Here is a 24,250-nt window from a genome sequence, read left to right as displayed (position 1 = left end):
GTGGCCCACACCCAGGTATCCATACCCACAATCGTGGCCCCCACATCCCCAACCATCGGGTTATACGAGATCGTCGCCGTAGGGATCGTCACCGCATCCCAGGCGGCCTGCGCGAGCGTCGCCCCATCCACCTCCGGAACGGGAGCAGACTCGCCTGCGGGAACCCACACCGGGCTATTTTCCGCATAGTACGCCTCAGCGATATCGCCAATGCTGCGCTCGTCATCGTTGGCCATATACTTCGACGAGCACGTCGGCATATACCAGCGCCCTTCCGTGTCATCCGCGTGCAACCGGTAGTCGGGGTAGTCTAGTTTCTGCTCCTCCACACTCTTCCCATCAAAGTTCAAGTTCCGGGTATCCTCGTCCGCCTCACCGGAGTCGAACCACTCAGCCACCTCCGCCCCCGTACTGCCCTCCTGGTACCAGCACACCGGATGCACCGCAGCCGTCACCGACTGCGACGACACCGTAGCGCCACCCGAACCAGACCCGTCCGCAGCAGCCGACACAGACTCCACCTCCACACTCATCGTCACCGAACCATCCCCGCCAGATGACACCGAACCAGATGACAAACCGCCGGTGCTCCATTCGCCCGCAGCCAATGCGGGCGAGGAAACGAAGATCCAAGGGATGAACGTAAGTACTGCGACAAGCGAACTGACGATTCGGTGGCCGTATTTCATCATTCCGCCCAGCACTCGTTGGTTGCGAGTGTTTCCTCGCTGGCCGTTTTCCACACACCTTCCTCATAGGTCATCTGGATGAGCTTGTCGTAGCGTCCCTGAGTTGTTTCCGCTACACTGACGTCATTGTCGTTAGCATCGTAGACGGTAAGACCCGACTGATCGTCACAGAGTCGAATCTCGGCCTGCAACGTAGGGCCATAGGGAGCGGTCAGGGCGACAGAAGTCACCGCGAGCCGCACGGTTCCATCAATTCTTCCGCCAGCAAGTGCATCATAACTACCCTGAATCACTTGGTACTCTTCCTGCGTGGTGAGTGGTTCGGCGTTTTCTACGCCGGTGCCGGTGAACCAGATGTTCCAGGTGACCTGGTCGTAGTTGACGAAGGCCTTCAGGACTTCAGTCTGCTGCTCATCCAGATCCTCGGGGATGGAGGTAACTTCGTAGCGCTCGGTGGACAGCGACTCCGCCGTCACCACACCCGCAGCCTCCGCCGAAGCAGCAGCCGACGCAGACGCCTCAGCCGACGCCGCCGACTCAGACGCCTCCGCCGACGCCGCAGCCTCCGGATCATAAGTAGGAATACCCAAGGGGTTGTCATCCGACTCAGACGAACACGCCACCAGAGGCGCACACGCCAGAAGCAGCGCCGCCGCACCAACAGCGGCACGGCGCAACCTTGGAGAACCGGGCAGGAAACCAAGCATGACCAACTCCTCCGCGGGCCCTCACAGGTCGCACCCGCAATCAACGTCATCAGGATGTTATAGAGTCTCACACGCCCGTAGATCACACGCAAGCAACAACGGCGGCAGGCACACGCCCCAGCACCCTTGACACTCGCCCGGGACCGGACTAGCGTTGCCGATATTGAAACGGTTCACACCGTTGGCGCCGCGAAACCAGCGGCGCAAGACTCGAACAAGGACGTTCCATGACCGACTCCCCCAGCGCCGACGCCTCCACCGCGGGCACCTCCGCGCAGGCAGCCCTCACCGAGCTGCTGAGCACGACCACCGCCCGCTCCCCTCACCGCTGCTGCTTCCTGCTGCACGTACGTCCGGACCGGCTCACCGAGTACGTCGAGGTCCACCAGCACGTGTGGGAGGAGATGCGCCAGGCCCTGACTCGCTGCGGGTGGCGCAACTACTCGCTGTTCCTGCGCCCCGAGGACGGGCTCGTCGTCGGCTACTTCGAATCCGACGACGTCGACGCCGCCCAGTCCGCCATGAGCGACGAAGAGGTCAACACCCGCTGGCAGAAGGAGATGGCCCAGTACTTCGTCCAGCCCGACGGCGGCACCAACGAGATCCTGCCCCAGTACTTCTACCTTCCCTGACGCTCCCGTCTCCCACGATTCAAGGAGGAACCCGTGGCACGCAAGCCACTAACCGGCTGGAAGGCGACCGCCGCCGTCTCCATGTCGAACTACATCGACTCCGGCTCCATCATCGCCATCGCCACCTCGCTCGGCTTCTGGAGCGCCGCCTACTTCCCCGACGACGACGGCACCATCGCGGGTCTGCTCGCCGCCTTCAGCTCCAACGCCTTCGGCGCCGCCATCGGCGCCCTGATCGGCGGCCCGCTGTGCGACAAGTACGGGCGCAAGTTCATCTACACCTATGACCTGCTGCTGTATGCGCTCGGCGGCCTGATCGTCGTCTTCACCGCCAACCTGCCGATGCTGTTCACCGGCTTCGTCATCATCGGCCTGGCCGTGGGCGCCTCCGTCCCCGCCGGCTGGACCTACATCGCCGAGTTCGCCCCCACCGGGCAGCGCGGCAAGCACATCGGCGCCACGCAGCTGGCCTGGTCCTTCGGCCCGTTCATCGGCTACGGCCTGGCAGCCGCCCTCGCCCCGCTGGGCCTGCTCGGCAGCCGCATCATCTTCGCCCACCTGGTCGTGATCGCCCTGGTCACCTGGTACATCCGGCAGGGGCTGGAGGAGTCCGAGACCTGGCAGAACGCCAAGGGCGGCGCCCAGGCCAAGCCGCCGTCGATGTGGGCCGCATTCCGCAAGCTGTTCAACCGTCGCGTGAACATCACCGCGCTCATCTTCCTGGCCGTCATCTACACCTGCTGGAACCAGGCCGCCTCCCAGAACGGCATCTTCCTGCCCACGATCCTCAGCTCCATGGGCTACGAGACCCTCCAGACCGACCTGTTCTCCATGCTGTCATGGGGCTTCGTCATCGTCTCCACCTTCGTCTTCATGAACCTGGTGGACCGCGTCCCCTACCGGTGGCACTTCCTGGTAGGCGGGCTGGCGGCCATCGTCTCCTGGATCATCCTGGTCTTCGGCCCCTCCGACGCCGCCTGGACCGCCTTCGGCTACACCATCGTGTGGGGCCTGTCCGCCGGCCCGTCCGCCCAGGCCTTCTACTCGGTGTGGTCCCCCGAGCTGTTCGCCACCCCGTACCGCTCGGCCGCTCAGGGCATCGTGTTCTTCGCGGTTCGCCTGGCGTCCGGCCTAATCTCACTGATCTTCCCGGTCATCCTCAAGTGGGAGGGCGGCCTGGTCGTCGACGGCCTGATCCTCATCGGCTTCCTCGTCGTCTCCACCCTGGTGGGCACCATCGGCGCCCCCAAGACCCAGGGCAAGTCCCTGGAGGAGATCGAGTTGGAACGCTACGGCGAGCGCGTCACCAACGCCAACGCCTGATCACGCATGGCCCGGTCCACCGGCCGGGGCCGCAACAACCCATCACCATCCGAACCAACACATTCAAGAAACGGAGAGAAACCATGACCGCATCGGTTCCCTCGCTGTCCGACCTCAGCGATGAGGCCCGCAGCCTCCTGAAGACCCAGTCGATCGAACTGCCCAGCTGGGCATTCGGCAACTCCGGCACCCGCTTCCGCGTGTTCACCACCGCCGGCGTGCCCCGCGACCCCTACGAGAAGATCGACGACGTCGCCCAGGTCAACAAGTACACCGGCGTCACCCCTCGGGTCTCCCTGCACATTCCGTGGGACAAGGTGGACGACTACGAGGCGCTGCGCAAGCACGCCGAGGACCAGGGCGTCACCATCGGCAACATCAACTCCAACGTCTTCCAGGACGAGGACTACAAGCTCGGCTCCCTGACCAACTCCAATGAGCGCATCCGCCGCAAGGCAATCGACCACCACCTGGAGTGCATCGACATCATGCGCGCCACCGGCTCGCCGGCCCTGAAGATCTGGCTCGCCGACGGCACCAACTACCCCGGCCAGGACTCCATCCGCGCCCGCCAGGATCGCCTGGCGGACTCCCTGGCGGAGATCTACGCCGCCCTCGACGACGACCAGGAACTGGTGCTGGAGTACAAGTTCTTCGAGCCGGCCTTCTACCACACCGACGTGCCGGACTGGGGCACCAGCCTCGTACACTGCCTGGCACTGGGAGACCGCGCCAAGGTCGTGCTCGACACCGGCCACCACGCCCCCGGCACCAACATCGAGTTCATCGTCGCCCAGCTGCTGCGGCTGGGCCGCCTGGGCGCCTTCGACTTCAACTCGCGCTTCTACGCCGACGACGACCTGATCGTGGGTGCCGCCGACCCCTACCAGCTGTTCCGCATCATGAACGAGATCGTCTCGGCCGGGGCACTCGCCCCCGACTCCGGTGTCAACTTCATGCTCGACCAGTGCCACAACCTGGAGGAGAAGATTCCCGGCGAAATTCGTTCGGCCACCAACGTGCAGGAGGCGACCGCCAAGGCGCTCCTGGTGGACCGCGAGGCCCTCGACCAGGCGCAGCGCGCCGGCGATGTCCTGGCCGCCAACGACATCCTGGTTGACGCATACAACACCGACGTGCGCCCGCTGCTGGCTGAGCTGCGCGAGTCCCAGGGACTGGCCCCCGACCCGATGAAGGCCTTCCTCGAGTCCGGCTACCTGGACAAGATCCGCTCCGAGCGTGTCGGCGGCACCGCCGCCGGCTGGGGAGCCTGAGAGAGGTGCCGACCATGACCAACGCCCACCCCATCCACGTCGGGGCCGTCGACCTGGGCGCCTCCTCCGGGCGCGTCATGGTCGGCACCATCGCCGACGGCCGCATCGAACTGACCGAGACGCGCCGCTTCGCCAACGGGCCCATTCCCCTGCCGGGACCCGGCGGCGAGCGCCTGTACTGGGACGTGCTGCACCTGTGGGACGAGATCCGCCAGGGTCTGCTCGCCGCCGTGCGCGACGTCGGCCCGCTGTCGGCCGTCGGCATCGACACCTGGGGCGTCGACTACGGACTGCTCGGCCCCAGCGGCCTGTTGTCCGGACAGGTGAGTGCCTATCGCTGTCCCCGCACGCGGGGCGTGCCCGAGGAGGTCTTCGCGGCCATCCCCGCCCCCGAGATGTATTCGGTCAACGGCCTGCAGGTGCAGGACTTCAACACGCTCTTCCAGCTGGTGGCCGAGTCCCGCGACGGCGGCCTGCCCCGTGCCACACCGGCCGACGGGGGCGTCGTCTCGGCCGCAGGCGCAGGCTCCGCCCAGCGCACCATGCTGCTGCTGCCGGACCTGTTCACCTATTGGCTCACCGGCAGGCCGGTCGCCGAGATCACCAACGCCTCCACCACCGGCCTGGTCGACGCCCGGGAGCGCGCCTGGTCCGCGCCACTGCTTGAGCGGCTGCACACCGAGCTCGGTGTGGACCTGGACGGCGTGCTGCCGGAGGTCGTGGAGGCCGGCACCGTCGTCGGGCCGGTACGCCGCGACGTCGTCGATGTCTTCGACCCTGACGGTCGCCCGACGCCGGTGGTCGCCGTCGGCTCCCACGACACCGCCTCCGCGGTCGCCGCCGTGCCCGCGGCCGGAAGCGACTTCGCCTACATCTCCTGCGGCACCTGGTCGCTGGTCGGACTCGAGCTGGACGCACCGGTGCTCACCGAGGCATCTCGGGCCGCCAACTTCACCAACGAGCTCGGCGTGGACGGCACCGTGCGCTACCTGAAGAACGTCATGGGGCTGTGGGTGTTCAACGAGGCCGTGCGCACCTGGCGCGAGCAGGGCCTGGAGCTGTCCTACCGGGAGCTCGATGCGGCCGCCGAGGCCGCCGACCCGCTGCGCACCGTCGTCGACATCAACGATCCGGTCTTCTTCAATCCCGGCGATATGGCCGCCCGCATCGACGACTTCGCCATCCGCACCGGCCAGCCGCGCCCGCGCAGTGTGGGCGAGTACGTGCGCTGCATCGACGACTCCCTGGCTCTGGCCTACCGGCGCGCGATGCGTGAGGCGAGCGAGCTGTCCGGCAAACGCGTCGGCGTGCTGCACATGGTCGGCGGCGGCATCAGCAACCGGCTGTTGTGTCAACTGGCCGCCGACGCCACCGGGTTGAAGGTGGTGGCCGGGCCCGCCGAGGGCACCGCCCTGGGCAACATCGTCGTCGCCGCCCGCGGCGCGGGGCTGATCGAAGGCGACCTGACCGCACTGCGAAAGCTGGTGCGCAACTCCTCCGACATCACCGAGTACGCCCCCGACCCGGCCGCGGCCGCCGGGTGGGACGCCGCCGAGCGGCAGCTATTCGGCTAAACCACACCCCGCCCGCGCCCCACGCACCATCCGCCAACTTCACGGAGAAGACCCATGACCGACACTCCCGGCGTCGCCCCACCCACGCCGCAGCCCACCGCCACCCGCGACGGCGTGCCCGTCGCCCCGCTGGCGGGCGGCTTCCTGCCGCCCTACGCCGAGCGCTTGCGCCTGATCGCCGACTTCCCGGCACCGAGCGCCGAGGATCTGGCCGCCGCCGACCCCGCCGCGGCCGCCGGGGCGCCCTTCGCCGCGGAGGCCCTGACGGCCATGGAGGCGTGGGAAGCGGCCTTCGGGGAGCCGGAGCCCACTCACACGCTCGTCGAGGACCGCGAGCTGCCGGGCCCGCACGGGCCGATACCGGTGCGCATCTACCGCCCCGAACCCGGCTGGGCCCCGCCCACACCCTCGCCGGCCACGGACGCGGCCCTGCGCGCCGGACTGGTGTGGTACCACGGCGGCGCATTCATGGGCGGCGACCTGGACATGCCCGAGGCCGACGCCGTCGCCCGCGGCCTGGCCACCCGCACCGGGGCGAGCGTCGTCTCGGTCTTCTACCGGCTGTGCACCGGCGGCGTTCACTACCCGGTCCCGCACGACGACGCCTACGCCGCCTACCAGTGGGTGCGCGGGCACGCCGCCGAGTTCGGCATCGACGCCGCTCGCATCGCCGTCGGCGGTGCGAGCGCGGGCGGGAACCTGGCCGCCGGGGTGACGCTGCACGGCATCGACGACGACGCCGCCCCCTGGCAGGCGCTACTCGCCTACCCGGTGGCGCACGGCGGGCACTGGCCCACCCCCAGCGAGGAACTGGCCGCCCGCCTGGAGCAGATGCCGCAGATCCTGCGCTTCCCCACCGACATGATGGCGGCGATGAACACCAACTACCTCGGCGCCCCACTCGACGCCGGCGCGGGCGCACCCGCCTATGCCTTCCCCGGGGACGTGGTCGATGCCGCCCGCCTGGCGGGCTGGCCTGCCACCTACATCGAGAACTGCGAGAACGACGACCTGCGCGCCTCCGGTGAGGCCTTTGCCCGCCAGCTGCGGCAGGCGGGGGCCGACGTCGAGGTGCTCACCTGCGCGGGCGTGCCCCACGGGCACCTCAACGCCGTCGGCTCGCCGCTGACCGCCGCCAGCTTGGACCGCTTCGCCGCAAGGCTGACCCGCCCGGTCTGAAACGGCCACCCCCGACGGGGTACGAGCGCCCCGCCGCACTCATCCACAATCTTCCAAGAACACCGATCGGAAAGGACAACCACCGTGACCACCATGCCCCTGTCAGAGATCCTCGCCCAGATGGGCGCCGCCGGACGCCGCCTTGACCACATGGGCGCCGTCGAGGCCGGCGCCGGCAACATCTCCGTGTCCATCAATGCCACGGCCGAACAACTGGCCCTGACCGACCGCTTCCCGCAGGTCGCCCCCGGCACCGAGCTGCCCCTGCCCGCCCCGGCGCTGGCCGGCCGCACCGTACTGGTGACCGGCTCGGGCTGCCGCCTGCGCGACGTCGCCGCATCCCCGGAGGCGAACGTATCCGCCTTCGTCGTGGACGAGGGCGGCGTCACCGGCACCTGGTACACCCACCCCGACCGCGCCTACGTGCGCCCCACCAGCGAGTTCAACTCCCACCTGGCGGTCCACAACGACCAGGTGGCTCAGCGCGGTGTGGACTTCCAGGCCGTCATCCACGCCCAGCCGCCCTACCTGGTCCAGCTCTCCCACATCAAGGACATCCGCAACACCGCGGACTTCAACCGCCGCATCCTGCGCTGGGAGCCGGAGACGATCGTGCAGCTGCCCCAGGGCATTGAGGTGCTCGACTTCATGGTGCCCGGGTCGGCCACCCTCATGGAGAACAATGTGCGCGCCCTGCGCGACCACGTGATCGTGCTGTGGTCCAAGCACGGCATCATGGTGCGCTCCGACGTCGCCCCCCTGGCCGCCGTCGACAAGGTCGAATACGCCGAGACCGGCGCCATGTACGAGGTCCGCAACATCATGGCCGGCGGCCTGGGCGAGGGCGTCACCGACGCCGAGCTGCACGCCGTCGTCGAGGCCTTCAACGTCGACACCGACCTGTTCTAGCCGCCCCGCCGTCGAGATTATCCGAACTACTTCAAAGGAGAATCCCGTGACCCACCCCGCCGCACTGGAGGCGCTGCGCGCCGCCATCGCGGAGCCGCCCATCGAGTACCGCCCGGAGCTGCGCTGGTGGCTGGCCGAGGGACTGCACACCGACGCCACCATCCGCCGCGAGATCGCCGCAGCCCACCGCCTCGGCTTCGGGGGCATGGAGTTCCTGGCCATGCCCGAGGAGAACATCGACGAGGCCCGCTACGGCTGGGGCAGTGAGGAGTGGACCCACGACTCCCACACGATCGTCGCCGAGACCACCGCCCGCGGCATGTCCTTCTCCTTCACCTCCGGCACCAACTGGTCCAACGCCAACCTGCCCACCATCACCCCGGACGACCCCGCCGCCTCCCAGGAGCTCGACGTCGAGTACGAGCCCGTCCGCGAGCGCCGTGTCGGCCTTCTGCCCCGCATCGACCTGGGCGCCGACCGCGGCGAGGGCGGACTGCCGGGATCCCGGGTGACGCCGAAGCGGCAGCACCTCGTCGCCGTCGTCGCCGCCGCCGTCACCGACTCCGGCCCAACAGCCTCCGGACTCAGCACACCCGCCTCCGACGGTGCCGCAACCCTGGCCGGGGCCGACGGTGCGGCGGGTACGACCACCGTCCAAGCACTCACACCGGTTATCGACGTCGGCACCCTCACCGACCTGACACCCCTCGTCACCGGCGACGAGGGTGCCGAGGCACTGGACTGGAGCGCCCCGGACGCACGCGACTGGCGGCTGTTCGTCTTCTGGATGCACGGGACCGGGCAGACCGCGAGCCCGTCGGCGTCCGTCAACTACACGGTCAACTACCTGGATCGTGACGGCGTCGACGCCGTAATCGACTACTGGCGCGAGGTCGTCCTTACCGACGCCCTCAAGGCGGATATCGCCCGCAATCCCCGCGCTCAGATGTACATGGACTCCTTGGAGCTGAACACCTGGGGCGAGGGCGGCATGTTCTGGGGGCGCTGCGTGGCCGAGGAGTTCCGTGCCCGCCGCGGCTACGACATCACCCCCTGGCTGCCCCTGCTGGTGCGCTCTGCACCGCTGATGGCGGTGTCCACCCGGTACCGCTTCGAACCCGACGCCGCGCACGCCATCGAAGTCGCCAAGGTCCGCCACGACTACGTGGCCACCCTTACCGACCTGTACATCGAGCACATGCTCCAGCCCTTCGCCGATTTCCTGCACGAGCAGGGCATCGCGTTGCGCGCCGAGATCTCCTATGGGCTGCCCTTCGAGCTGACCCGCCCGGGCGTGGCCGTGGACGGCATTGAAACCGAGTCCCTGGAGTTCGGCTCCCAGATCGACGCCTACCGGCTCATGGCGGGGCCGGCGCACCTACTGGGCAAGCAGTACTCCTCGGAGACCGGGGCGACCACCCGCAACCACATGCTGCCCCACCGCTTCTACGACCAGATCATCAACACGCAGCTGGCGGCCGGCATCACCAAGACCGTCCTGCACGGCTGGTCCAGTCCCGCCGGCGCCGAGGGCAGCACCGAGTGGCCCGGCCATGAGGGCATGCTGCCCATGTTCTCCGAACGCTTCGACACGCGCCAGCCCGCCGCCGAGTTCTATCCGCTGTGGAACCGGGCCGTCGGGCGCGTGCAGCAGGTGCTGCGTCGGGGCCGTCCGCGCATCGACGTGGGCATTCTGCGCACCGACCACTTCACCGACAACTCCTCCGGCATGATGTTCTACGACGGCGAGCGCCGCATTCCGGACGAGGTCGCCTACGGGCGCATGTGGATGCGCAACCGCCAGAACCACTGGTGGCGTGACCTGGGCATGCAGGACGCCGGCTGGGGGTACGAGTTCTTCGACGGCTCGCTGCTGCTGCGCGACGACGTGGTCTTCGCCGACGGCGTCGTTCAGCCGGACGGGCCCGGCTACCAGGCCCTCATCGTCTACCAGGAGGCGCTCGACGCCGACGTCGCCGCCCGGCTGCTCGAATGGGCGCGCGCGGGCCTGCGGGTGCTGATCGTCAACGGGGCCAGCGAGCTCAAGCGCCTGGAGACGGGCGAGTACTTCTACTATGGGGCCGCGGCCGCCCGCACGCCCGGACTGGACGGGCGCGACGCGGAGCTGGCCGCGACCATGGCGGCGCTGAAGGTGCTGCCGAGCGTCGCCGAGGTGGATGAGCCCGCCCGCGCCGTGGAGGCGCTGCGAGCGCTGGGGTTGATCGGCTACCACGAGTTCGCCGTCCCGAATCAGAACGTGCTCGCCTACGAGCGCATTGACGGGGACCTGACCCATGTGTACGTCTACCACTTCCTGTACGAGACCGGGCAGGACACGGACGTGGAGCTGCGCCTGCCCGGCGTCGGCACGGCCTACCAACTGGACCAGTGGAGCGGCCGATTCCACGAACTGGGTGCGGCCCGCAGGGAGGAGATCGGAGCGGATCGCTCCGAGGTCACCGTCGTCCCGCTGCGTCTGGCACCGGGCGAGGCCGCCGTCATCACGCTCGACAGCTCGGCCGGGTACTCCCTGGGCGAGTCCGCAACTGCACCCGCAATCGTCGCCGAGCTCTCCGACTGGGACATCACGGTGGAGTCCTGGGACGCCGGCGAAGCCCAGCTGATCGAGGAGGACCGCGGCCTGGGTTACGCGACCCGCGAGGTGCTCCCCACCACCGCCGTCACCCGTCTGCGGGCCAACGGTACCGCCCTGGCACCATGGAAGGACTTGGACGGCGTCGGCCCGGAGGTCTCCGGCGTGGGCGAGTACCGCACCACAGTCAGGCTTGACGTGGTGCCGGACGGGCGTCTGGTGCTCGATCTTGGCGACGTCTGCGGCGGCCTGGGGTCGGTGAGTATCAACGGCGGCGCACCGATCGGTTTCGACACCTCGGCGCCCCGTGTGGACGTGACCGGCCTGCTGCGCACGGGCAGCAACGACGTCGTCGTGCGCGTGTCCTCCTCGCTTTCCAACCGCCTCAAGGCCCGCGGCTACTACGAACGGATTCCCGACGTTTCCGCGCTGCTCAGTGGTCTGCCGTACCGGCCGCACCATGTGCCGGTGCGTGACTACGGCCTGACCGGCCCGGTCCGCCTGCTAGTCGAGAACTGAGGCTCGCGCGGCGTTCCCCCTGCACGTCGGGGCGACACACACCAACACTCCCCGACGCCGCCACTTCCACCGATCTCGGTACGTAACTTCTACCGATCTCGGTACGTAACTTCCACCGATCTCGGCGGGTCGGGGAAGCGGGGTGCGGGAACGGTGCCGCGCTCGACGACCCGTGCCAGCGTGGCGGGCGCGTCGGGCGGCTCCGTTCCGTCCAGCACCGCGCGTGCGCGGGCCGCCAGGTACCTCGCGAAGGCCACCATGTCGGGGGCGACCGTGGTCAGCGGCGGGTCGAGGAACCTGCCCAGCACCTCGTCGTCGGCACCGATCACCGCCAGCTCGTCGGGCACTCTCAGCCCCGCGCGCCTGGCCGCCGCCACCGCCAGGCCCGCGTGCAGATCGTTGAAACAGACCACGGCGTCGACCCCGGCTTGCGACCAGTCGTGCAGAACTCCCGTGAACTCGCTAACCGCATCCTCGTCTAGAGGTCCGACGGCGTACTCGCGCGGGACGGGAAGCCCCTCCTGCTCGCAGGTCGCCAACACGGCCCGCCTGCGGGAAGCGACCAATGGTTCCAGCCCGGGCATCCGGGTGGTCAGGTAGGCGGGGCGACGCAAACCATGAGCCGCCAAATACCGCACCTGTAAGCCCGGCAACTGGCCGAGGACCAGATCGGAGAGCGGATCGCCCCGCCCGTCACGATCCACCAAGGCCGCACCCACCGCGGCGACCACGTCCGTCTCGTCCTTGTTCAGGCCCGCCGGGGCGATGACGAGTGCAGGATCCACGTGTTTGAGCACGTCGGCGATGGGCGTGTCCGAACCGCAAGAAAGGAGGGTCATCCCCCAGGAGTGAACCTCGCGGGCCAGGGCGTCGCGCAGCAGTCCGGCCAGGGAGCCCAACGGAAGCACCTCTTGGCCCGCAGACGGGATACGTCCCGAATCACGCAGTAGCACCACCCGAGAACGCCCCGAGCCGAGTGCGGCCCCTGTAGCCGACGGGACATAGCCGAGTTCGCGGGCCGCTCGGAGCACCCGCTGCCGTGTCTGTTCGGAGATGCTCTTGTCCGCACGGCGGTTGAGGACGTAGCTGACGGTGGCGCGAGAGACGCCGGCACGCCTCGCCACATCACTGCTGAGCACCCGGGCCATCCGTGCCTCCATCTGTTTGCGGGAGTTCGCGCCGACGCGTCGGGATGCCGTGGCCGCCCGCGGGATTGACAGTACACCTGGGCGCCCTGTTCGGGAGATCACACTTGCGGCGGCGCGACAGACACCCTATCGTAGGCCCCGAGGTTACCCGTGTAACCCGCTGTCAACAGTCAGATTGGACCGAATCAATGGATGATTCCTCCACGGTCGGCGCGCCCGCATTCGTCGCTGAGCCCGTCAGCCCCCACGTGACGCGCATACGCGGCCCCTACGACGCACACATGTATCTCGTGACCGGAGATGAGCGGGCACTGCTCATCGACACCGGTTACGGCGTGGGCGACCTGGCCGCCTTCGTCGCCTCGCTGACCGACCTGCCGCTGACGGTCGTGCTGACTCACGGACACGTCGATCACGCCTTCGGCGCCTCGCAGTTCCCGGATGTGCGCATGCACCCCGCCGATCTGCCCGTACTCGCCGAGCATCGGCTCAAGTCCCGCCAGGTTCACGCCGATGCCGCCGCCACCCACGGACACCCCGTGTTTCTGGCTCCGGAGGTGGATCCCTCCCGTATCGCCCCATTACAAACGGGCGAGCGCCTGGAACTCGGCGGCCTGAGCGTCGCCGTGCTGGCCGCACCGGGCCACACCCCCGGCTCCGTGGCACTGCTGGTGGAGGAGGAGCGGCTGCTCATCACCGGGGACGCCGCCAACCAGTTCACCTTCCTGTTCCTGCCCGAGAGTTCCACGGTCACCGACTACCTCGCGGCGCTGCTGGACCTCAACGCCAGCACCACCGGCGCCTATGACCGCGTGCTCATCTCGCACGGCGCCGGCGAGATCGCCCCGACGGTGCTAGAGGATCTACTGGCTCTGGGCCGTCGAGTCCTGGCGGGAACCGACGACGGCGTCCCCTTCCACTTCGAGGACGTCGACGCCCGCATTGCCCGCGCCGTCACACCCGCCACCGACGACGGACCGCCCGCAGACGATGCCCCCAACCTCGTCTACGACCCGCAACGCCTCTGACTCAACGAGCACACCGTCCCCAAACACAACCCATATCGACATCGGCGTCGGGCCCGCACCTGGTCCGGCGCCGGCACCAAGCAGTTCAAAGGAGAACGCCCTCATGTCAACATCACTTGCGACACGCCACGACGATCCCGACGCCCGACTCGGCTGGGTCGAGCGCGTGGGATACGGCTCCGGCCAGCTGGGCATCAACGCCATCAACGGGATACTCGGCTCGTTCCTGACCGTGTACTTCACGAACGTGGCGCTGCTGGACGCAGCCGTCATCTCCACCATCATCGCCGTATCGAAACTATTCGACGGCGTCTCGGACATCATTGTCGGCAGGCTCGTCGACCGGACGAAGTCGAGGCTGGGCAAGGCGCGCAGCTGGCTGCTCAGAGTATGCGTCCCGTTCGCCGTGGCGGTCATGCTGCTCTTCCTGGTGCCGCCCAACTGGCCCGGGGCCGTGAAGTACGTGTACGTGTTCGTCATGTACAACGTGGTCAACGCGGTGTTCATGACCTCGATGCTGGTGCCGTTCTACTCGATGATCTCACTGATGACGCGGAACTCCTACGAGCGCGGTCTACTGGGAAACATCCAGCAGATCTTCCAGACCCTCGGCAACGTCATCGTCAACGCCGTGTTCGTATGGTTGCTCGCGCGATTCTCCTCCGACGCCGCGAACCCCAACACCCAGCAGGCCTACACCCTGACCATGCTGTGCTTCTGCGCGGTGATGGTCCTGCTGGCCCTCGTAACCGTCTTCACCACGAAGGAGCGCGTCCACGAGGGCGGAGGGAGCTCCACCAAGGCCGCCGCCTCGGCCGGCGGCGCCGGCTTCTGGGAGAGCGTGAAGGCCCTAGTAACCAACAAGTACTGGGTGATGATGTTCGTGGCGATGCTGGCGATATTCTTCGTGATCATTTTCAACGCCGTGGGCGCCATCTACTACTGCATGTACGTCTTCTACGACATGAGCCAGTACAGCTGGTTGTCCAACTCGATGGCCATTGCACAGTTCGCCATCATGTTCGCCACCCCATTGCTCATGGCCAGATTCGGCAAGGAGAAGATCTACATCGCCGGCATCGGAATCTCGACACTGGGTTATCTGGGGTTCGGTCTGTTCGGCTTCAGCGTTCCCATCATGATCGTCTGCAACATTCTCAAGGGCCTCGGCCTGGGAATGGCCGGCGGCATGGCAATGGGCATCGTCGCCGACACGCTGACTTACGGCCGGCTTCGCACCGGCATTGATGCCGTGGGCATGGGCAACGCGGGCGTATCCGCGGCGCAGAAAATCGGCATGGGGCTGGGAACCGCGGTCTTCGGGTGGGTGCTGTCCGCCTCCGGATTCGACGGCTCCCTGGATCTGGAGGGGCTGCGCCAGCCCGAGTCGGTTACCACCGCCATCCAACTCATGTTCAACTGGATCCCGTTCACAATGTTCCTGCTCGTATTCGTGGCTCTGGCGTTCTCATTCCGCCTCGAACGAGACATTGAGGCGCTGCGCGCCCAGGACGACGCGCAGGAACCTCTGTCAGCGGGCCGACCCGAGTGAACCCCGCGCCGACCAGCCTGCGCCTGAGCCCACCCGAATGACATCATGAGTTCGCGCGCACGCCCGGACGAACACAGCCGTACAAGTCCCGCCCCGGACTAAGGAGCTCCCCATGCAGATCACCCAAACCGGTCCCGCACCCGCCCCCGTCAACCTGACCGTCGACCACCAGCACGCCCCACTCGGAGTGGCGGTGCCGCGGCCGGTGCTGTCCTGGCAGGTGCCGGGCGAGGCACCCGCGAGCGCCTACGAACTGCAGGTGCGCGGCCTCGACCCGGCCACCGGCGCCGTCATCGAGCCGCCGGTGTGGGCCACCGGCCGCGTGGAGATCCCCGAGCCGCCCGCCTCACCCTGGCTGCCCTACGGCGGCGAGCCCCTGGCCTCGGACGCGGACTACACCTGGCGGGTGCGCGTCTGGACCGGCTCCGCCACCGACGCCGAGCCCTCCCCGTGGGCTGAAGCAGCCTTCTCCACCTCCCTGCTGGACGGGGCCGACGTCGTCGCCGACTGGGTGGAGCCGTCTCAGACGCCGGTGGAACTGGAGCCGGAGGCCACCTTCGCCACCCTGTTCACCCCGCAGGAACCGGTACCGGCCGGGGACAAGCTGCACCCGGTCAAGCTCGTACGCCAGGACCTGCCCCGCGTCGGCGCCGACGCCGCGCCGATCACCCGTGCCCGCCTGTACTTGAGCGCTCAGGGCGTGATCGAGGCGAGTATCGACGGCGCCGCGGTGGGCGACAGCGTGCTCGCACCGGGGTGGACCAGCTATCACACCTACACCGAGTTCGAGGTCCACGACGTCACCGCGGCCCTCACCGACCCCGCCGGGACACCCCGGTCCCATACGTTGGGCCTGCGTCTGGGCGACGGCTGGTTCGCCGGCCGAGCCACCATCACCGGGGAGTCCGGCCAGTACGGCACCCTGCTGCGCGGCTGGTGGCAACTGTCGATCACCCGCGCCGACGGCACCCACCAGACCTGGGGGCCGGACCGCACCGCCCGCTGCACCGAGTCCGGGCCACTGCGCTACAGCGACATCATGATCGGTGAGAAGCGCGACGACCGGATGGCCGCCGCCGTCGCCGGTTGGGACCGCCCCGGCTTCGACGACTCGGGCTGGGATCCGGTGCGCATCATCCCGACCGCCGAGCTGGACCCGGCCACCGCCCTGGAGCCCTTCCGCGGTGAACCGGTGCGCCGCCTGCTGGAGCTGCCCGCCGCCCGGGTGATCACCACCCCGGCCGGGGAGACGGTGCTGGACTTCGGGCAGGTGATCGCCGGGCGGGTGCGGTTGCGCGCCGTCGGCCCGGCCGGCACCGAGATCACCCTGGAGCACTCCGAGCACCTGGACGCCGACGGCAACTTCTTCTCCAACGTCCAGGGCCCGAACAAGGACCAGCGCGACCTCTGGGTCCTGGCCGGCACGGGCACGCCGCAGGCGCCCGAGACCTACGAGCCGACCTTCACCTTCCACGGCTTCCGCTACGCGCGGGTGACCGGCTACCCCGGCGAGCTGCGCACGGGTGACGCGGTCGCCGTCGTCGTCGGCTCGGACCTGGAGGCGGCGGGCGACTTCACCTGCTCCGACGAGCGCCTGAACCGGCTGCACGCCAACACGGTGTGGTCCCAGCGCGCCAACTTCCTGTCCATCCCCACCGACTGCCCGCAGCGGGAACGGGTCGGCTGGACCGGCGACATCCAGGTCTTCGCCCCGGCCGCCACCAACAACGCCCAGGTGCACACCTTCCTGGCCCGCTGGCTGCGCAACGTGCGCGCCGACCAGCTCGACGACGGCCGCGTGGTCATCATCTCCCCCTTCGCCCCGCGGCAGGCGGCCATGGAGGGACAGCCCGGCATCGGCGGCATCACCGCCGCGGCCGGCTGGGGCGACGCGATCATCCGTGTGCCGCTTACCCTGTGGGAGCGCTACGGAGACGTCGACACCCTGCGCGCCAACTACCCGGCCATGCGAGCCTGGGTGGAGATGCAGTCGCGGCAGGCCGCCACCGAACTGCCGCCCCGCCTGCGCGGCGCCGACTGGGAGGACACGGACCGCACCTCCGGCTGGGAAGCCCTGGATGAGGCCACGACCGCCCGACAGCGACTGCTGTGGAACTCGCGCATGCACTTCGGCGACTGGCTGGCGCCGTCGACCCTGACCAGTGGCGCCCCGGACGCGATCATGGCGGCGCCGCACCTGACCAGCGAGTTCGTCGGCGCCGCCTTCCACGCCGAGGCGCTGCGCACCCTCGCCCAAGTGGCGCAGGTCCTCGGGCACTCGGACGACGCGGCCGCCTATCGGGAGCGCTGGGAGGCGGTACGGGCCGCGGTGGCCGCGGAGTACATCGGTGCCGACGGCGCCATGGCCCCGGACCTGCAGGGCATGTACGTGCTGGCGCTCGCCTTCGACATCGTCGGTGCCGACGATCCGGACGGCGGCGTGCGGCGTCGGGCCGTGGCGGACCGGCTGGTGCGGCTGGTGCATGAGGCGGGCGACCACTTGGACACCGGCTTCCTATCGGTGCCGTTCCTGCTGGACGTGCTGGTCGACTCCGGGCATGCGGACGCGGCCTGGGCGGTGCTCATGCAGGACACGGTGCCGTCCTGGCTGTATGAGGTGGCCGAGGGGGCGACCACGATCTGGGAGTCCTGGGACGCCGTTGCCCCGGACGGGACCGTGGGGGCGATGAGCTTCAACCACTACGCCTTCGGCTGCGTGGATGACTGGTTGTTCCGCCGCCTGGGCGGGATCGTGCCGACCGAGCCCGGCTACCGGCGGGTGCGGGTGGCGCCGCTGACCGGCGGGCCGGTGTCCTGGGCGCGCTCACACAGGGACACGCCCTTCGGCCGGGTGGAGGTCGCCTGGGAGCGCGTCGACCGGGCGGCGCCGGACGCGAACAGCGCGGAGGCTGCCGCTGACGCCACAGCCGCAGGGCTCGCCACCCCCGGCTCCACCGTGCGCTACGAGGTGGTCCTGCCGTCCGGCGTCACCGGAGAGCTGGTCACGCCCGACGGCGACGTGCGCGAGTTGAGCAGTGGGCGCACGGTGCTGGTCGCATAACCGCCGCGGGCAAGCCTGGAGCGCAGGCTGCAACTTGTTTCATGGCGTTACTGAAAGCATGACAGACTGCACACTCTCAGGACTGGATCGGGTGCCGACCGATCGGTACATTTATGGGCGTCGGCAGGAACAGCCAGCCGGCCCCGGTCGAAGAACCGGCCGGGAGAACTCAACCGAAAGGAACCGAACATGTTCTTCGACATCGATCTGGCCGTCCGCGCCGCCGCCGCCCGTGAGCGTGAGCTCGAGCGTGCGATTGCCGCCGAGAACGAGCAGCGCTGAAAGCGACTGCAACACGGTGACCGCCTGACGCGGCTCACCCCGCGGGTGCTCCCGCGACGGCCATAAGGCCACGGAATACGCAGGGCGAGGACGAAGAGGTCCTCGCCCTTCTTGCTGTCTTGCTGAGTGAGCCCATCACCGCGATCGGTTGAATGGCTCGGGACGCCGACTTGGCCGCTCGAGGCCGGACTGATTCGCCCGACGCAACTGTTTGCTTCGCTCTGCGATTTGCCCGAGTACATCCGCCTTCGAGCGGACAGGACGCGTTTCAGTCAATTCCAGCGCGTGAGCAATGCCCTCACGCACAACCGGCGCCGACTTCAGCGCACCCGCGCGCTCAACGAGCGAGTCGACCCGCGCAAGCCTCTCCGCCGAGTCTCCGGTGCGGTTGCGCAACTCGGTGAGCACCTCAACGGCGCGCTCCGGCTGCATCCACTCTCCGTCATCGCCCCGTAGATTGTCATAGTGAACGGCGCCGGCGCGATCCACAATCGACAGCCGGTGCACATTCGGGCTCGAAGCGGCGGCACGCAGGGTCTGCGGTGTTCCCATCAGGCCCGCGTCGTGGGCCGCCAAGGGCGTCCAGCGCACAGCCCTGCCAGTCTCCAACGCCGACAGATAGCGGTCTATGCATCCCGTCCACGAGTCGAAGGCACTCACACCCAGCGCTACCAGGTGCGTGCGGGCACCCGCCTTCGCGAACTGTGTCAGCGTTCCGAGCGTGGTCTCCGGACGCCGCAGGGTTCCTTCCACCACCGCCGAGTAACCGTGCTCGGCGGCGTAGGCCAGCGCCTGCCCGACCAGCCAGCCGGACAACTCCGCCGTCGCTGCGGGCATCGCCTCCGGGTCCGCGGAACGCGATAGAGCAGGAAAGTCCGGGTGGAACTGCCGCAGATCGTCGCCGATCACCTTGACAAAGCTCTCGCCCGGGTAGAGTTTGCGCATTACCGCATCGATCGCCTGGGTCTTCCCAGCACCAGGCTGAGCCCCAACCGACAGCAGCACCGGTGACGACGACGGAGAGCAGCCATCGAACAGGTCAGCCCGGGCGAGTGCCCAGGCTCTACGAGAAGTCACTTCATCCATTACGCCGCTTCGACCGATCGGGTAGTGGAACGCGCATGGCGAAGCAACTCGAGGATGTTGTCCCACCGCTCCATTGTGGTCACAATCGCCTCACGGTCGTGTGAGTCCACCGCGTCACGCTCATCCCGCAGTGCCCTGCGCTGCCTGTTCCAGAACTCCACCGCCTCCGCGTCACCCGCATCCTCGGCCGCATACGCCAGAGACACGTACTCGCCGCCGAGCCGCGTGCCACACTCGTAAAACACGTCGTACAGGACCGACAGCTCCGTCGTCGACCAGTCCTTGCCGCTCATGCTGGCTCCTTCCGCCCCACTATCGAGTCTATACGCAACGCCTCCGCGGGGCGGCCGAGGCATGTGCACGACGACGGCGCTTTGCCTCTCCTACCGTCAGAAGACGGTCAACGCCGTCACATGCGTAGGCTCCGCGTCATCGCTCGCGACCCCTGGCAGCCGCAGGCGCAGCGTGTGCCTTCCAGTCGGCACTCCCGCGAGCCTGCTCCGGCCGATGCCGGCTTCGGGAACGATGCGGGCCGTCGGCTCATCGGCGTCGTCAACCAGCAGCTCGACGACGTCATCGGCCTCTACCTCCACATGCGACGGTGTCACCTCCCAGTCCACGTAGCGGAAGACCGCCTCGCCGCCGGCGGCGCCGCCACTGACCGTGTTGGGGCGAGGATCGTCGGCGCGGGTTATGAAGGCGGTTCCGGTTACTGCGCAGGCGCGCCAGCCCTCGATCCGCTCCCCCAGGGCGAAGGGCCGTCCCGCCCCGGTGGAGGTCATGACAACGGGTGCGATCAGCCCGTCGGAATCGAACTCGATCGGCTCGATGCACGCTCGGCGCCCGTACTGGGAGCCGCCGTGGCTGCGGTGGTAGAAGACGTACCAGCGGCCTCCGACCTCTTCTATGGAGCCGTGGTTGTTCCAAGAGGCGGGGTCGCAGTCGGCGTTGTCAATGATGGTGCCGCGGTAGGTGTAAGGCCCCAGTGGATGCGGGGCGGTGGCATAGTCCAGGGAGGTCGGTCGGCCGGTGGAGATGGAGGCGAAGACGGCGTAGTAAGTGTCGCCGCGGCGGCGCACACTGGTGCCCTCGTGGAAGCAGTGCTCCGCCTCGGTGAGCAGATCGTGCACCTCGGAGCCGGGGACGAAGGCGCGCATCGTGTGGTCCAGTTCAGCGCCGCGGGCGGAGAACTGCCCCCAAAAGTAGTAGGCGCGGCCGTCGTCATCGACGAGTACGGCCGGGTCGATGCCCGCACAGGGCAGACGGACCGGATCCGTGAAGGGGCCAGCGGGGTCGTCCGCAACGGCGACGCCCTCGGACTGGTCGGGGCCGCAGAAGTAGAGGTAGTAGCGACCGTCGTGCGGCGCGGCATCGGGGGCGTAGAGGAAGCCATGCGGCGGCGGAACGAAGGCCGCCGCATCATTGCTCCAGGTGGCGGAGGCCGCGGAGTCGGACTCCAGCATCGCCCTGAGGAAGGGCGTGGGATGCGCGGGGTCGAAACCGCCCGGGTAGGCGGGATTACGGGGATCGTCCTCCCAGGGCACATCCCTGCCGTCGAAGCCGAGATCGTGAATGGTCCATGTGCGCAGGTCGGCGGTGGAGACCACCCGGTAGTCCATGGAGCAGTAGGTGTCCGTGTACTGATCCCAGGAGCCGTACAGGTACAGACGCCCGTCGGGCATCACGTGGGCCTCGACGTCCGGAATGTGCAGGTCGGGCGGCAGTATCGGATTGCGGGCGTTGACGTGGGTGCGGACCATTGAGGGCTCCTCCTTGAGCGGCGCGGGCGGGGTCCGACCCGGTGACCCGCCCGCGATTCGGACCGCCGGAGCGGCGCCGTCGGCTTCACGGCCCGACGACGCCGCCGGCGTTTCCGGCTACCGGTTCAGCACCGCCCCGTTCGACTGGGCGATCTCCCCGAGTATATGGGCGCTGGGCTTGGGGGTGCGCGCCTGGGTGTCCCGGTCGACGGCGATGATGCCGAACTTGGGACCGTAGCCGAAGATCCACTCGAAGTTGTCCATGGCCGACCAGCACATGTAGCCGCGCACGTCCACCCCGTCGGCGATCGCGGCGCCGACCTCGCCGATGGCGGTGCGCAGGAAGTCCACCCGCTGGGTGTCGTCCCCCGTGTTCAGCCCATTCTCGGTGACGTAGATCGGCATCTTGACCGCGTCCCAGGCCTGCCGGACCACGGCGCCGATCGCCCAGGGCCAGATCTCCTCCCCGCCCTGGTTGAGCACGGCGCCCTCTTCGGGCGGCACCGGCCCATCGGGGCCCAGCACCGTGCGGTTGTAGGTCTGCAGCCCGACGAAGTCGTCGCCCTCGCTCACGCGCAGGTAGCGCAGGTTGTTCTCCTCGTTCATGCGCGCCACCCGCTCCTCGCCGCCGGGGGCCGCGTGGAAGTCGGAGTTGGCCAGCGTCCAGCCGACCTGCATGTCGGGCTTGACCGCCTTGATGGCCTGGACGGCGGCCTTGTGGGCGGCGCACTTGATCTCGTAGGCCTGTGGCGTGGCCGAGAGCTGGAAGCCGGCGACCTTGTCCGCCGTCGTCCCCAGGGCGCGGGCGGCACCCTCCCAGGTGGGATTACCGAACCGCTGGGCGGGCTCCCGCTCGCACATGCCCATCTCACCCAGCAGGATGGCGAGGTTCGGCTCGTTCATGGTGCAGGCGATGTCGAACAGGTCGCCTAGCTCCTGGGTGACGCGGCGGCAGTAGCGGGCGAACAGGGCCGGGGTGCCGGCGTCCTCCCAGCCGCCGCGGGCGATGAGCCACTGCGGGGAGGTGAAGTGGTGGTAGGTGACGATCGGGGTGAGCCCGTGCTCGCGGCAGGCGCGCAGCATGTCGCGGTAGTGGGCGATGGCGACGGCGGAGAACTCGCCCTCGGCCGGCTCGATGCGGCTCCACTCCAGGGAGAAGCGGTAGGAGTTCAGCCCCAGGGAGGCGAGCAGGGCGATGTCCTCCCGGTAGCGCGTGTAGTGGTCGCAGGCGTCGCCGGAGGACTCGGCGTACATGGTGCCCGGTACGTGCTCGTACAGCCAGACGTCGTTGTTGACGTTGCCGCCCTCCACCTGATGGGAGGCGGTGGCAGTACCCCACAGGAAGCCCTCGGGGAAGGGCGTGGTAGGGGCGGCCGGGACGGGTGAGGATGCGGGGGCGGTCATGGGGCGATTATCTCCGTCGTGTATTCGGTGGTTGGGGGGAAGCCGCAACGAGTGCGGCGGCGGGTTGCGCGGCGGGGCCGAGTCCGCCCGGCCTGCCGACGACGACGGCGGCGCGGGCCGGCCGTCGTCGTCGGCACGGTTACTTGACGCCCTTGATGAGGGGCATGAGCAGGGCGCCGATGAAGCAGAACACGGCGGCGATGCCCCACAGGAGGGGGTAGTTGTCGTTGTGGGCGCCGAGGATGGTCGGGGCGAGCGCGGGGACGATGACCGTGGGCAGGTTCAGCGCCAGCCCGAACACCGCCATGTCCTTGCCGGCATCGGCCTCCGAGGGGAGCACGGCCGCACACAGGGCCAGGTCGACGGTCAGGTACATGGCCTGCCCCATGGCGAACAGGCACCAGGCCACGGTGAAGATGGTGAAGTTGCTGGACATGGCGGCCATGACGAGGGCGCCGGCCATGATGACCGCGGCGAGCGCCACCAGCGGTCTACGTACACCCAGTTTGTCCGAGAGCCAGCCCGAACCGGTGAAGAAGATGATCGAGATCGGTGCGCTCATCAGGGACAGGTGTCCGGCGAGCTTGCCGGCCGACTCCGGGTCGTTGTGCAGGCGGATGATCAGGTAGAGGACGAAGAAGTTCAGGAACGAGGTCATGGCGATGCCGGCGAGGAAGCGGGCCAGCCAGACCCAGCCGAAGTTCGGGTACTTGAGCGGGTTGACAAAGAAGTTGGTGAAGATGCTCAGCAGCCCTCCCTGAGGCACTTCCGCGGCGGTGTGCTGCGGGTCCTTGTACAGGACCAGTAGCGGGATGATGCACACGATGGCGAGGAATGGCGGGATGCACATCAGTAGGACCGTGTTGCCCACGAAGGCGGAGGCGATGTAGGCGGCGGCGGACATGGCCAGCGCACCGCACAGGCCCATGAACCCCATGACCCGGCCACGCATGTTGGCGGGGATGCCCTCGACGGGGATTACGGCGTAGGCATTGAAGCCGGCCTGGGCGAAGGTGAGGCCGACGACGTAGGCGGGCACAATGATCGCGGGATTCTCGGTCACGCCGATGAGGTAGAAGCACGCGGTCGCCACGAGATAGCCGATGACGATCCAGGGCTTGCGGCGGCCCCAGCGGCTGGTGGTGCGGTCGGACAACGAACCGATGAGTGGAATCAGGGGCAGCATCAGGAGTGCCGCCAGGGACGTCGCCGTTGAGTACGTGGCGGTCGCGGTGTCCTCGGAGATGATCGACAGGCGCAGCTGCAGCACCGTGCCCATACCCATCATCATGATGTAGCCGCCGATGGCGCCGATGATCACCAGCCAGATGGTCTTACGCGGACGGCCGAACTTGGCGGTGATGCGGGCGGTCTCCTCGTCCTCCGGGCTGATGGCCGCGGCCTGAGCGGAGTACGCGCCCTCGCCGGTAGGAGCTTCGTGGTTCTCCGCAACCACGGCGGAGGCGTAGGGATCTTCGGCACCTTCGTACCTGGTGCTGGGTGGGGTGGTCATTGATCGTCCTTGATATG

The 24,250-nt window shown here is 68.4% G+C and carries 17 protein-coding genes and 1 pseudogene; 10 read left to right on the top strand and 8 right to left on the bottom strand.

Going from position 1 to position 24,250, the window contains the following annotated elements; all coding sequences use genetic code 11:
• Together ACGLYG10_RS16330 and ACGLYG10_RS06210 are read right to left on the bottom strand one after the other, a co-directional pair.
• Positions 1 to 743: pseudogene (locus tag ACGLYG10_RS16330) on the bottom strand (hypothetical protein); the annotation flags it as partial.
• Complete coding sequence (locus tag ACGLYG10_RS06210) at positions 689 to 1,396, bottom strand: DUF6318 family protein (protein ID WP_139240868.1); 708 nt, start codon at positions 1,394 to 1,396, stop codon at positions 689 to 691. The pseudogene ACGLYG10_RS16330 and the gene ACGLYG10_RS06210, both read right to left, overlap by 55 nt.
• Positions 1,397 to 1,623: 227 nt before the next feature.
• Here ACGLYG10_RS06210 and ACGLYG10_RS06205 point away from each other — a divergent pair, with 227 nt between their 5' ends.
• The 7 genes from ACGLYG10_RS06205 to ACGLYG10_RS06175 all read left to right on the top strand — a co-directional run bounded on the left by ACGLYG10_RS06205 (position 1,624) and on the right by ACGLYG10_RS06175 (position 11,399).
• Positions 1,624 to 2,028: an L-rhamnose mutarotase gene (locus ACGLYG10_RS06205; RefSeq protein ID WP_073329081.1), complete on the top strand. Its 405-nt coding sequence runs from the start codon at positions 1,624 to 1,626 to the stop codon at positions 2,026 to 2,028.
• Between the two features lie 33 nt (positions 2,029 to 2,061).
• Complete coding sequence (locus tag ACGLYG10_RS06200) at positions 2,062 to 3,351, top strand: MFS transporter (RefSeq protein WP_073329079.1); 1,290 nt, start codon at positions 2,062 to 2,064, stop codon at positions 3,349 to 3,351.
• A gap of 83 nt (positions 3,352 to 3,434) precedes the next feature.
• On the top strand, positions 3,435 to 4,625 hold the full coding sequence (gene rhaI, locus ACGLYG10_RS06195; protein ID WP_073329076.1) for an L-rhamnose isomerase: 1,191 nt from the start codon (positions 3,435 to 3,437) through the stop codon (positions 4,623 to 4,625).
• A gap of 14 nt (positions 4,626 to 4,639) precedes the next feature.
• Positions 4,640 to 6,199: a rhamnulokinase gene (locus tag ACGLYG10_RS06190; protein ID WP_073329068.1), complete on the top strand. Its 1,560-nt coding sequence runs from the start codon at positions 4,640 to 4,642 to the stop codon at positions 6,197 to 6,199.
• A gap of 54 nt (positions 6,200 to 6,253) precedes the next feature.
• Complete coding sequence (locus ACGLYG10_RS06185; RefSeq protein WP_083565632.1) at positions 6,254 to 7,378, top strand: alpha/beta hydrolase; 1,125 nt, start codon at positions 6,254 to 6,256, stop codon at positions 7,376 to 7,378.
• Positions 7,379 to 7,471: 93 nt separating this feature from the next.
• The gene (locus ACGLYG10_RS06180) at positions 7,472 to 8,287 is read left to right on the top strand and encodes a class II aldolase/adducin family protein (RefSeq protein WP_073329344.1); all 816 of its coding nucleotides are present in this window, start codon (positions 7,472 to 7,474) and stop codon (positions 8,285 to 8,287) included.
• 46 nt (positions 8,288 to 8,333) lie between these two features.
• The gene (locus ACGLYG10_RS06175; RefSeq protein ID WP_244542588.1) at positions 8,334 to 11,399 is read left to right on the top strand and encodes a glycosyl hydrolase; all 3,066 of its coding nucleotides are present in this window, start codon (positions 8,334 to 8,336) and stop codon (positions 11,397 to 11,399) included.
• Positions 11,400 to 11,488: 89 nt separating this feature from the next.
• Here the strand turns inward: ACGLYG10_RS06175 and ACGLYG10_RS06170 are convergent, their stop codons facing one another.
• The gene (locus tag ACGLYG10_RS06170) at positions 11,489 to 12,547 is read right to left on the bottom strand and encodes a LacI family DNA-binding transcriptional regulator (protein WP_073329065.1); all 1,059 of its coding nucleotides are present in this window, start codon (positions 12,545 to 12,547) and stop codon (positions 11,489 to 11,491) included.
• Between the two features lie 188 nt (positions 12,548 to 12,735).
• Between ACGLYG10_RS06170 and ACGLYG10_RS06165 the strand changes: the two genes are divergently transcribed.
• The 3 genes from ACGLYG10_RS06165 (at position 12,736) to ACGLYG10_RS06155 (ending at position 18,188) form a co-directional block, all read left to right on the top strand.
• On the top strand, positions 12,736 to 13,575 hold the full coding sequence (locus ACGLYG10_RS06165) for an MBL fold metallo-hydrolase (protein WP_073329062.1): 840 nt from the start codon (positions 12,736 to 12,738) through the stop codon (positions 13,573 to 13,575).
• 103 nt (positions 13,576 to 13,678) lie between these two features.
• Entirely contained in the window at positions 13,679 to 15,127 is a 1,449-nt protein-coding gene (locus tag ACGLYG10_RS06160; protein ID WP_073329060.1) for an MFS transporter, read from the top strand.
• A 112-nt stretch (positions 15,128 to 15,239) separates the two neighbouring features.
• Entirely contained in the window at positions 15,240 to 18,188 is a 2,949-nt protein-coding gene (locus tag ACGLYG10_RS06155; RefSeq protein WP_083565623.1) for an alpha-L-rhamnosidase, read from the top strand.
• 417 nt (positions 18,189 to 18,605) lie between these two features.
• Here ACGLYG10_RS06155 and ACGLYG10_RS06150 read toward each other — a convergent pair whose 3' ends face one another.
• From ACGLYG10_RS06150 to ACGLYG10_RS06130, 5 genes are all read right to left on the bottom strand, one after another.
• Complete coding sequence (locus ACGLYG10_RS06150; protein WP_083565621.1) at positions 18,606 to 19,556, bottom strand: zeta toxin family protein; 951 nt, start codon at positions 19,554 to 19,556, stop codon at positions 18,606 to 18,608.
• Positions 19,556 to 19,849, bottom strand: a complete 294-nt coding sequence (locus ACGLYG10_RS06145; RefSeq protein WP_073329055.1) for a hypothetical protein — start codon at positions 19,847 to 19,849, stop codon at positions 19,556 to 19,558. Before ACGLYG10_RS06145 ends, ACGLYG10_RS06150 begins: the two co-directional genes overlap by 1 nt.
• A 96-nt stretch (positions 19,850 to 19,945) precedes the next feature.
• On the bottom strand, positions 19,946 to 21,316 hold the full coding sequence (locus ACGLYG10_RS06140; RefSeq protein ID WP_073329052.1) for a family 43 glycosylhydrolase: 1,371 nt from the start codon (positions 21,314 to 21,316) through the stop codon (positions 19,946 to 19,948).
• A gap of 117 nt (positions 21,317 to 21,433) precedes the next feature.
• Complete coding sequence (locus tag ACGLYG10_RS06135; protein WP_073329048.1) at positions 21,434 to 22,720, bottom strand: glycoside hydrolase family 1 protein; 1,287 nt, start codon at positions 22,718 to 22,720, stop codon at positions 21,434 to 21,436.
• A gap of 139 nt (positions 22,721 to 22,859) precedes the next feature.
• Positions 22,860 to 24,233, bottom strand: coding sequence for an MFS transporter (locus ACGLYG10_RS06130; protein WP_073329046.1), 1,374 nt, complete (start codon positions 24,231 to 24,233; stop codon positions 22,860 to 22,862).
• Positions 24,234 to 24,250: the final 17 nt, after the last annotated feature.

The sequence above is a fragment of the Actinomyces glycerinitolerans genome, assembly GCF_900098745.1.
GTDB lineage: Bacteria > Actinomycetota > Actinomycetes > Actinomycetales > Actinomycetaceae > Actinomyces > Actinomyces glycerinitolerans.
This window is presented reverse-complemented; position numbering and strand designations above follow the sequence as displayed.

Bases quoted from the DNA above. Each gene is read 5' to 3' on its own strand.
- ACGLYG10_RS06210 (WP_139240868.1), bottom strand. From the start codon at position 1,396: ATGCTTGGTTTCCTGCCCGGTTCTCCAAGGTTGCGCCGTGCCGCTGTT.
- ACGLYG10_RS06205 (WP_073329081.1), top strand. From the start codon at position 1,624: ATGACCGACTCCCCCAGCGCCGACGCCTCCACCGCGGGCACCTCCGCG.
- rhaI (WP_073329076.1), top strand. From the start codon at position 3,435: ATGACCGCATCGGTTCCCTCGCTGTCCGACCTCAGCGATGAGGCCCGC.
- ACGLYG10_RS06190 (WP_073329068.1), top strand. From the start codon at position 4,640: ATGACCAACGCCCACCCCATCCACGTCGGGGCCGTCGACCTGGGCGCC.
- ACGLYG10_RS06185 (WP_083565632.1), top strand. From the start codon at position 6,254: ATGACCGACACTCCCGGCGTCGCCCCACCCACGCCGCAGCCCACCGCC.
- ACGLYG10_RS06180 (WP_073329344.1), top strand. From the start codon at position 7,472: ATGCCCCTGTCAGAGATCCTCGCCCAGATGGGCGCCGCCGGACGCCGC.
- ACGLYG10_RS06170 (WP_073329065.1), bottom strand. From the start codon at position 12,547: ATGGCCCGGGTGCTCAGCAGTGATGTGGCGAGGCGTGCCGGCGTCTCT.
- ACGLYG10_RS06165 (WP_073329062.1), top strand. From the start codon at position 12,736: ATGGATGATTCCTCCACGGTCGGCGCGCCCGCATTCGTCGCTGAGCCC.
- ACGLYG10_RS06160 (WP_073329060.1), top strand. From the start codon at position 13,679: ATGTCAACATCACTTGCGACACGCCACGACGATCCCGACGCCCGACTC.
- ACGLYG10_RS06155 (WP_083565623.1), top strand. From the start codon at position 15,240: ATGCAGATCACCCAAACCGGTCCCGCACCCGCCCCCGTCAACCTGACC.
- ACGLYG10_RS06150 (WP_083565621.1), bottom strand. From the start codon at position 19,556: ATGGATGAAGTGACTTCTCGTAGAGCCTGGGCACTCGCCCGGGCTGAC.
- ACGLYG10_RS06145 (WP_073329055.1), bottom strand. From the start codon at position 19,849: ATGAGCGGCAAGGACTGGTCGACGACGGAGCTGTCGGTCCTGTACGAC.
- ACGLYG10_RS06140 (WP_073329052.1), bottom strand. From the start codon at position 21,316: ATGGTCCGCACCCACGTCAACGCCCGCAATCCGATACTGCCGCCCGAC.
- ACGLYG10_RS06135 (WP_073329048.1), bottom strand. From the start codon at position 22,720: ATGACCGCCCCCGCATCCTCACCCGTCCCGGCCGCCCCTACCACGCCC.
- ACGLYG10_RS06130 (WP_073329046.1), bottom strand. From the start codon at position 24,233: ATGACCACCCCACCCAGCACCAGGTACGAAGGTGCCGAAGATCCCTAC.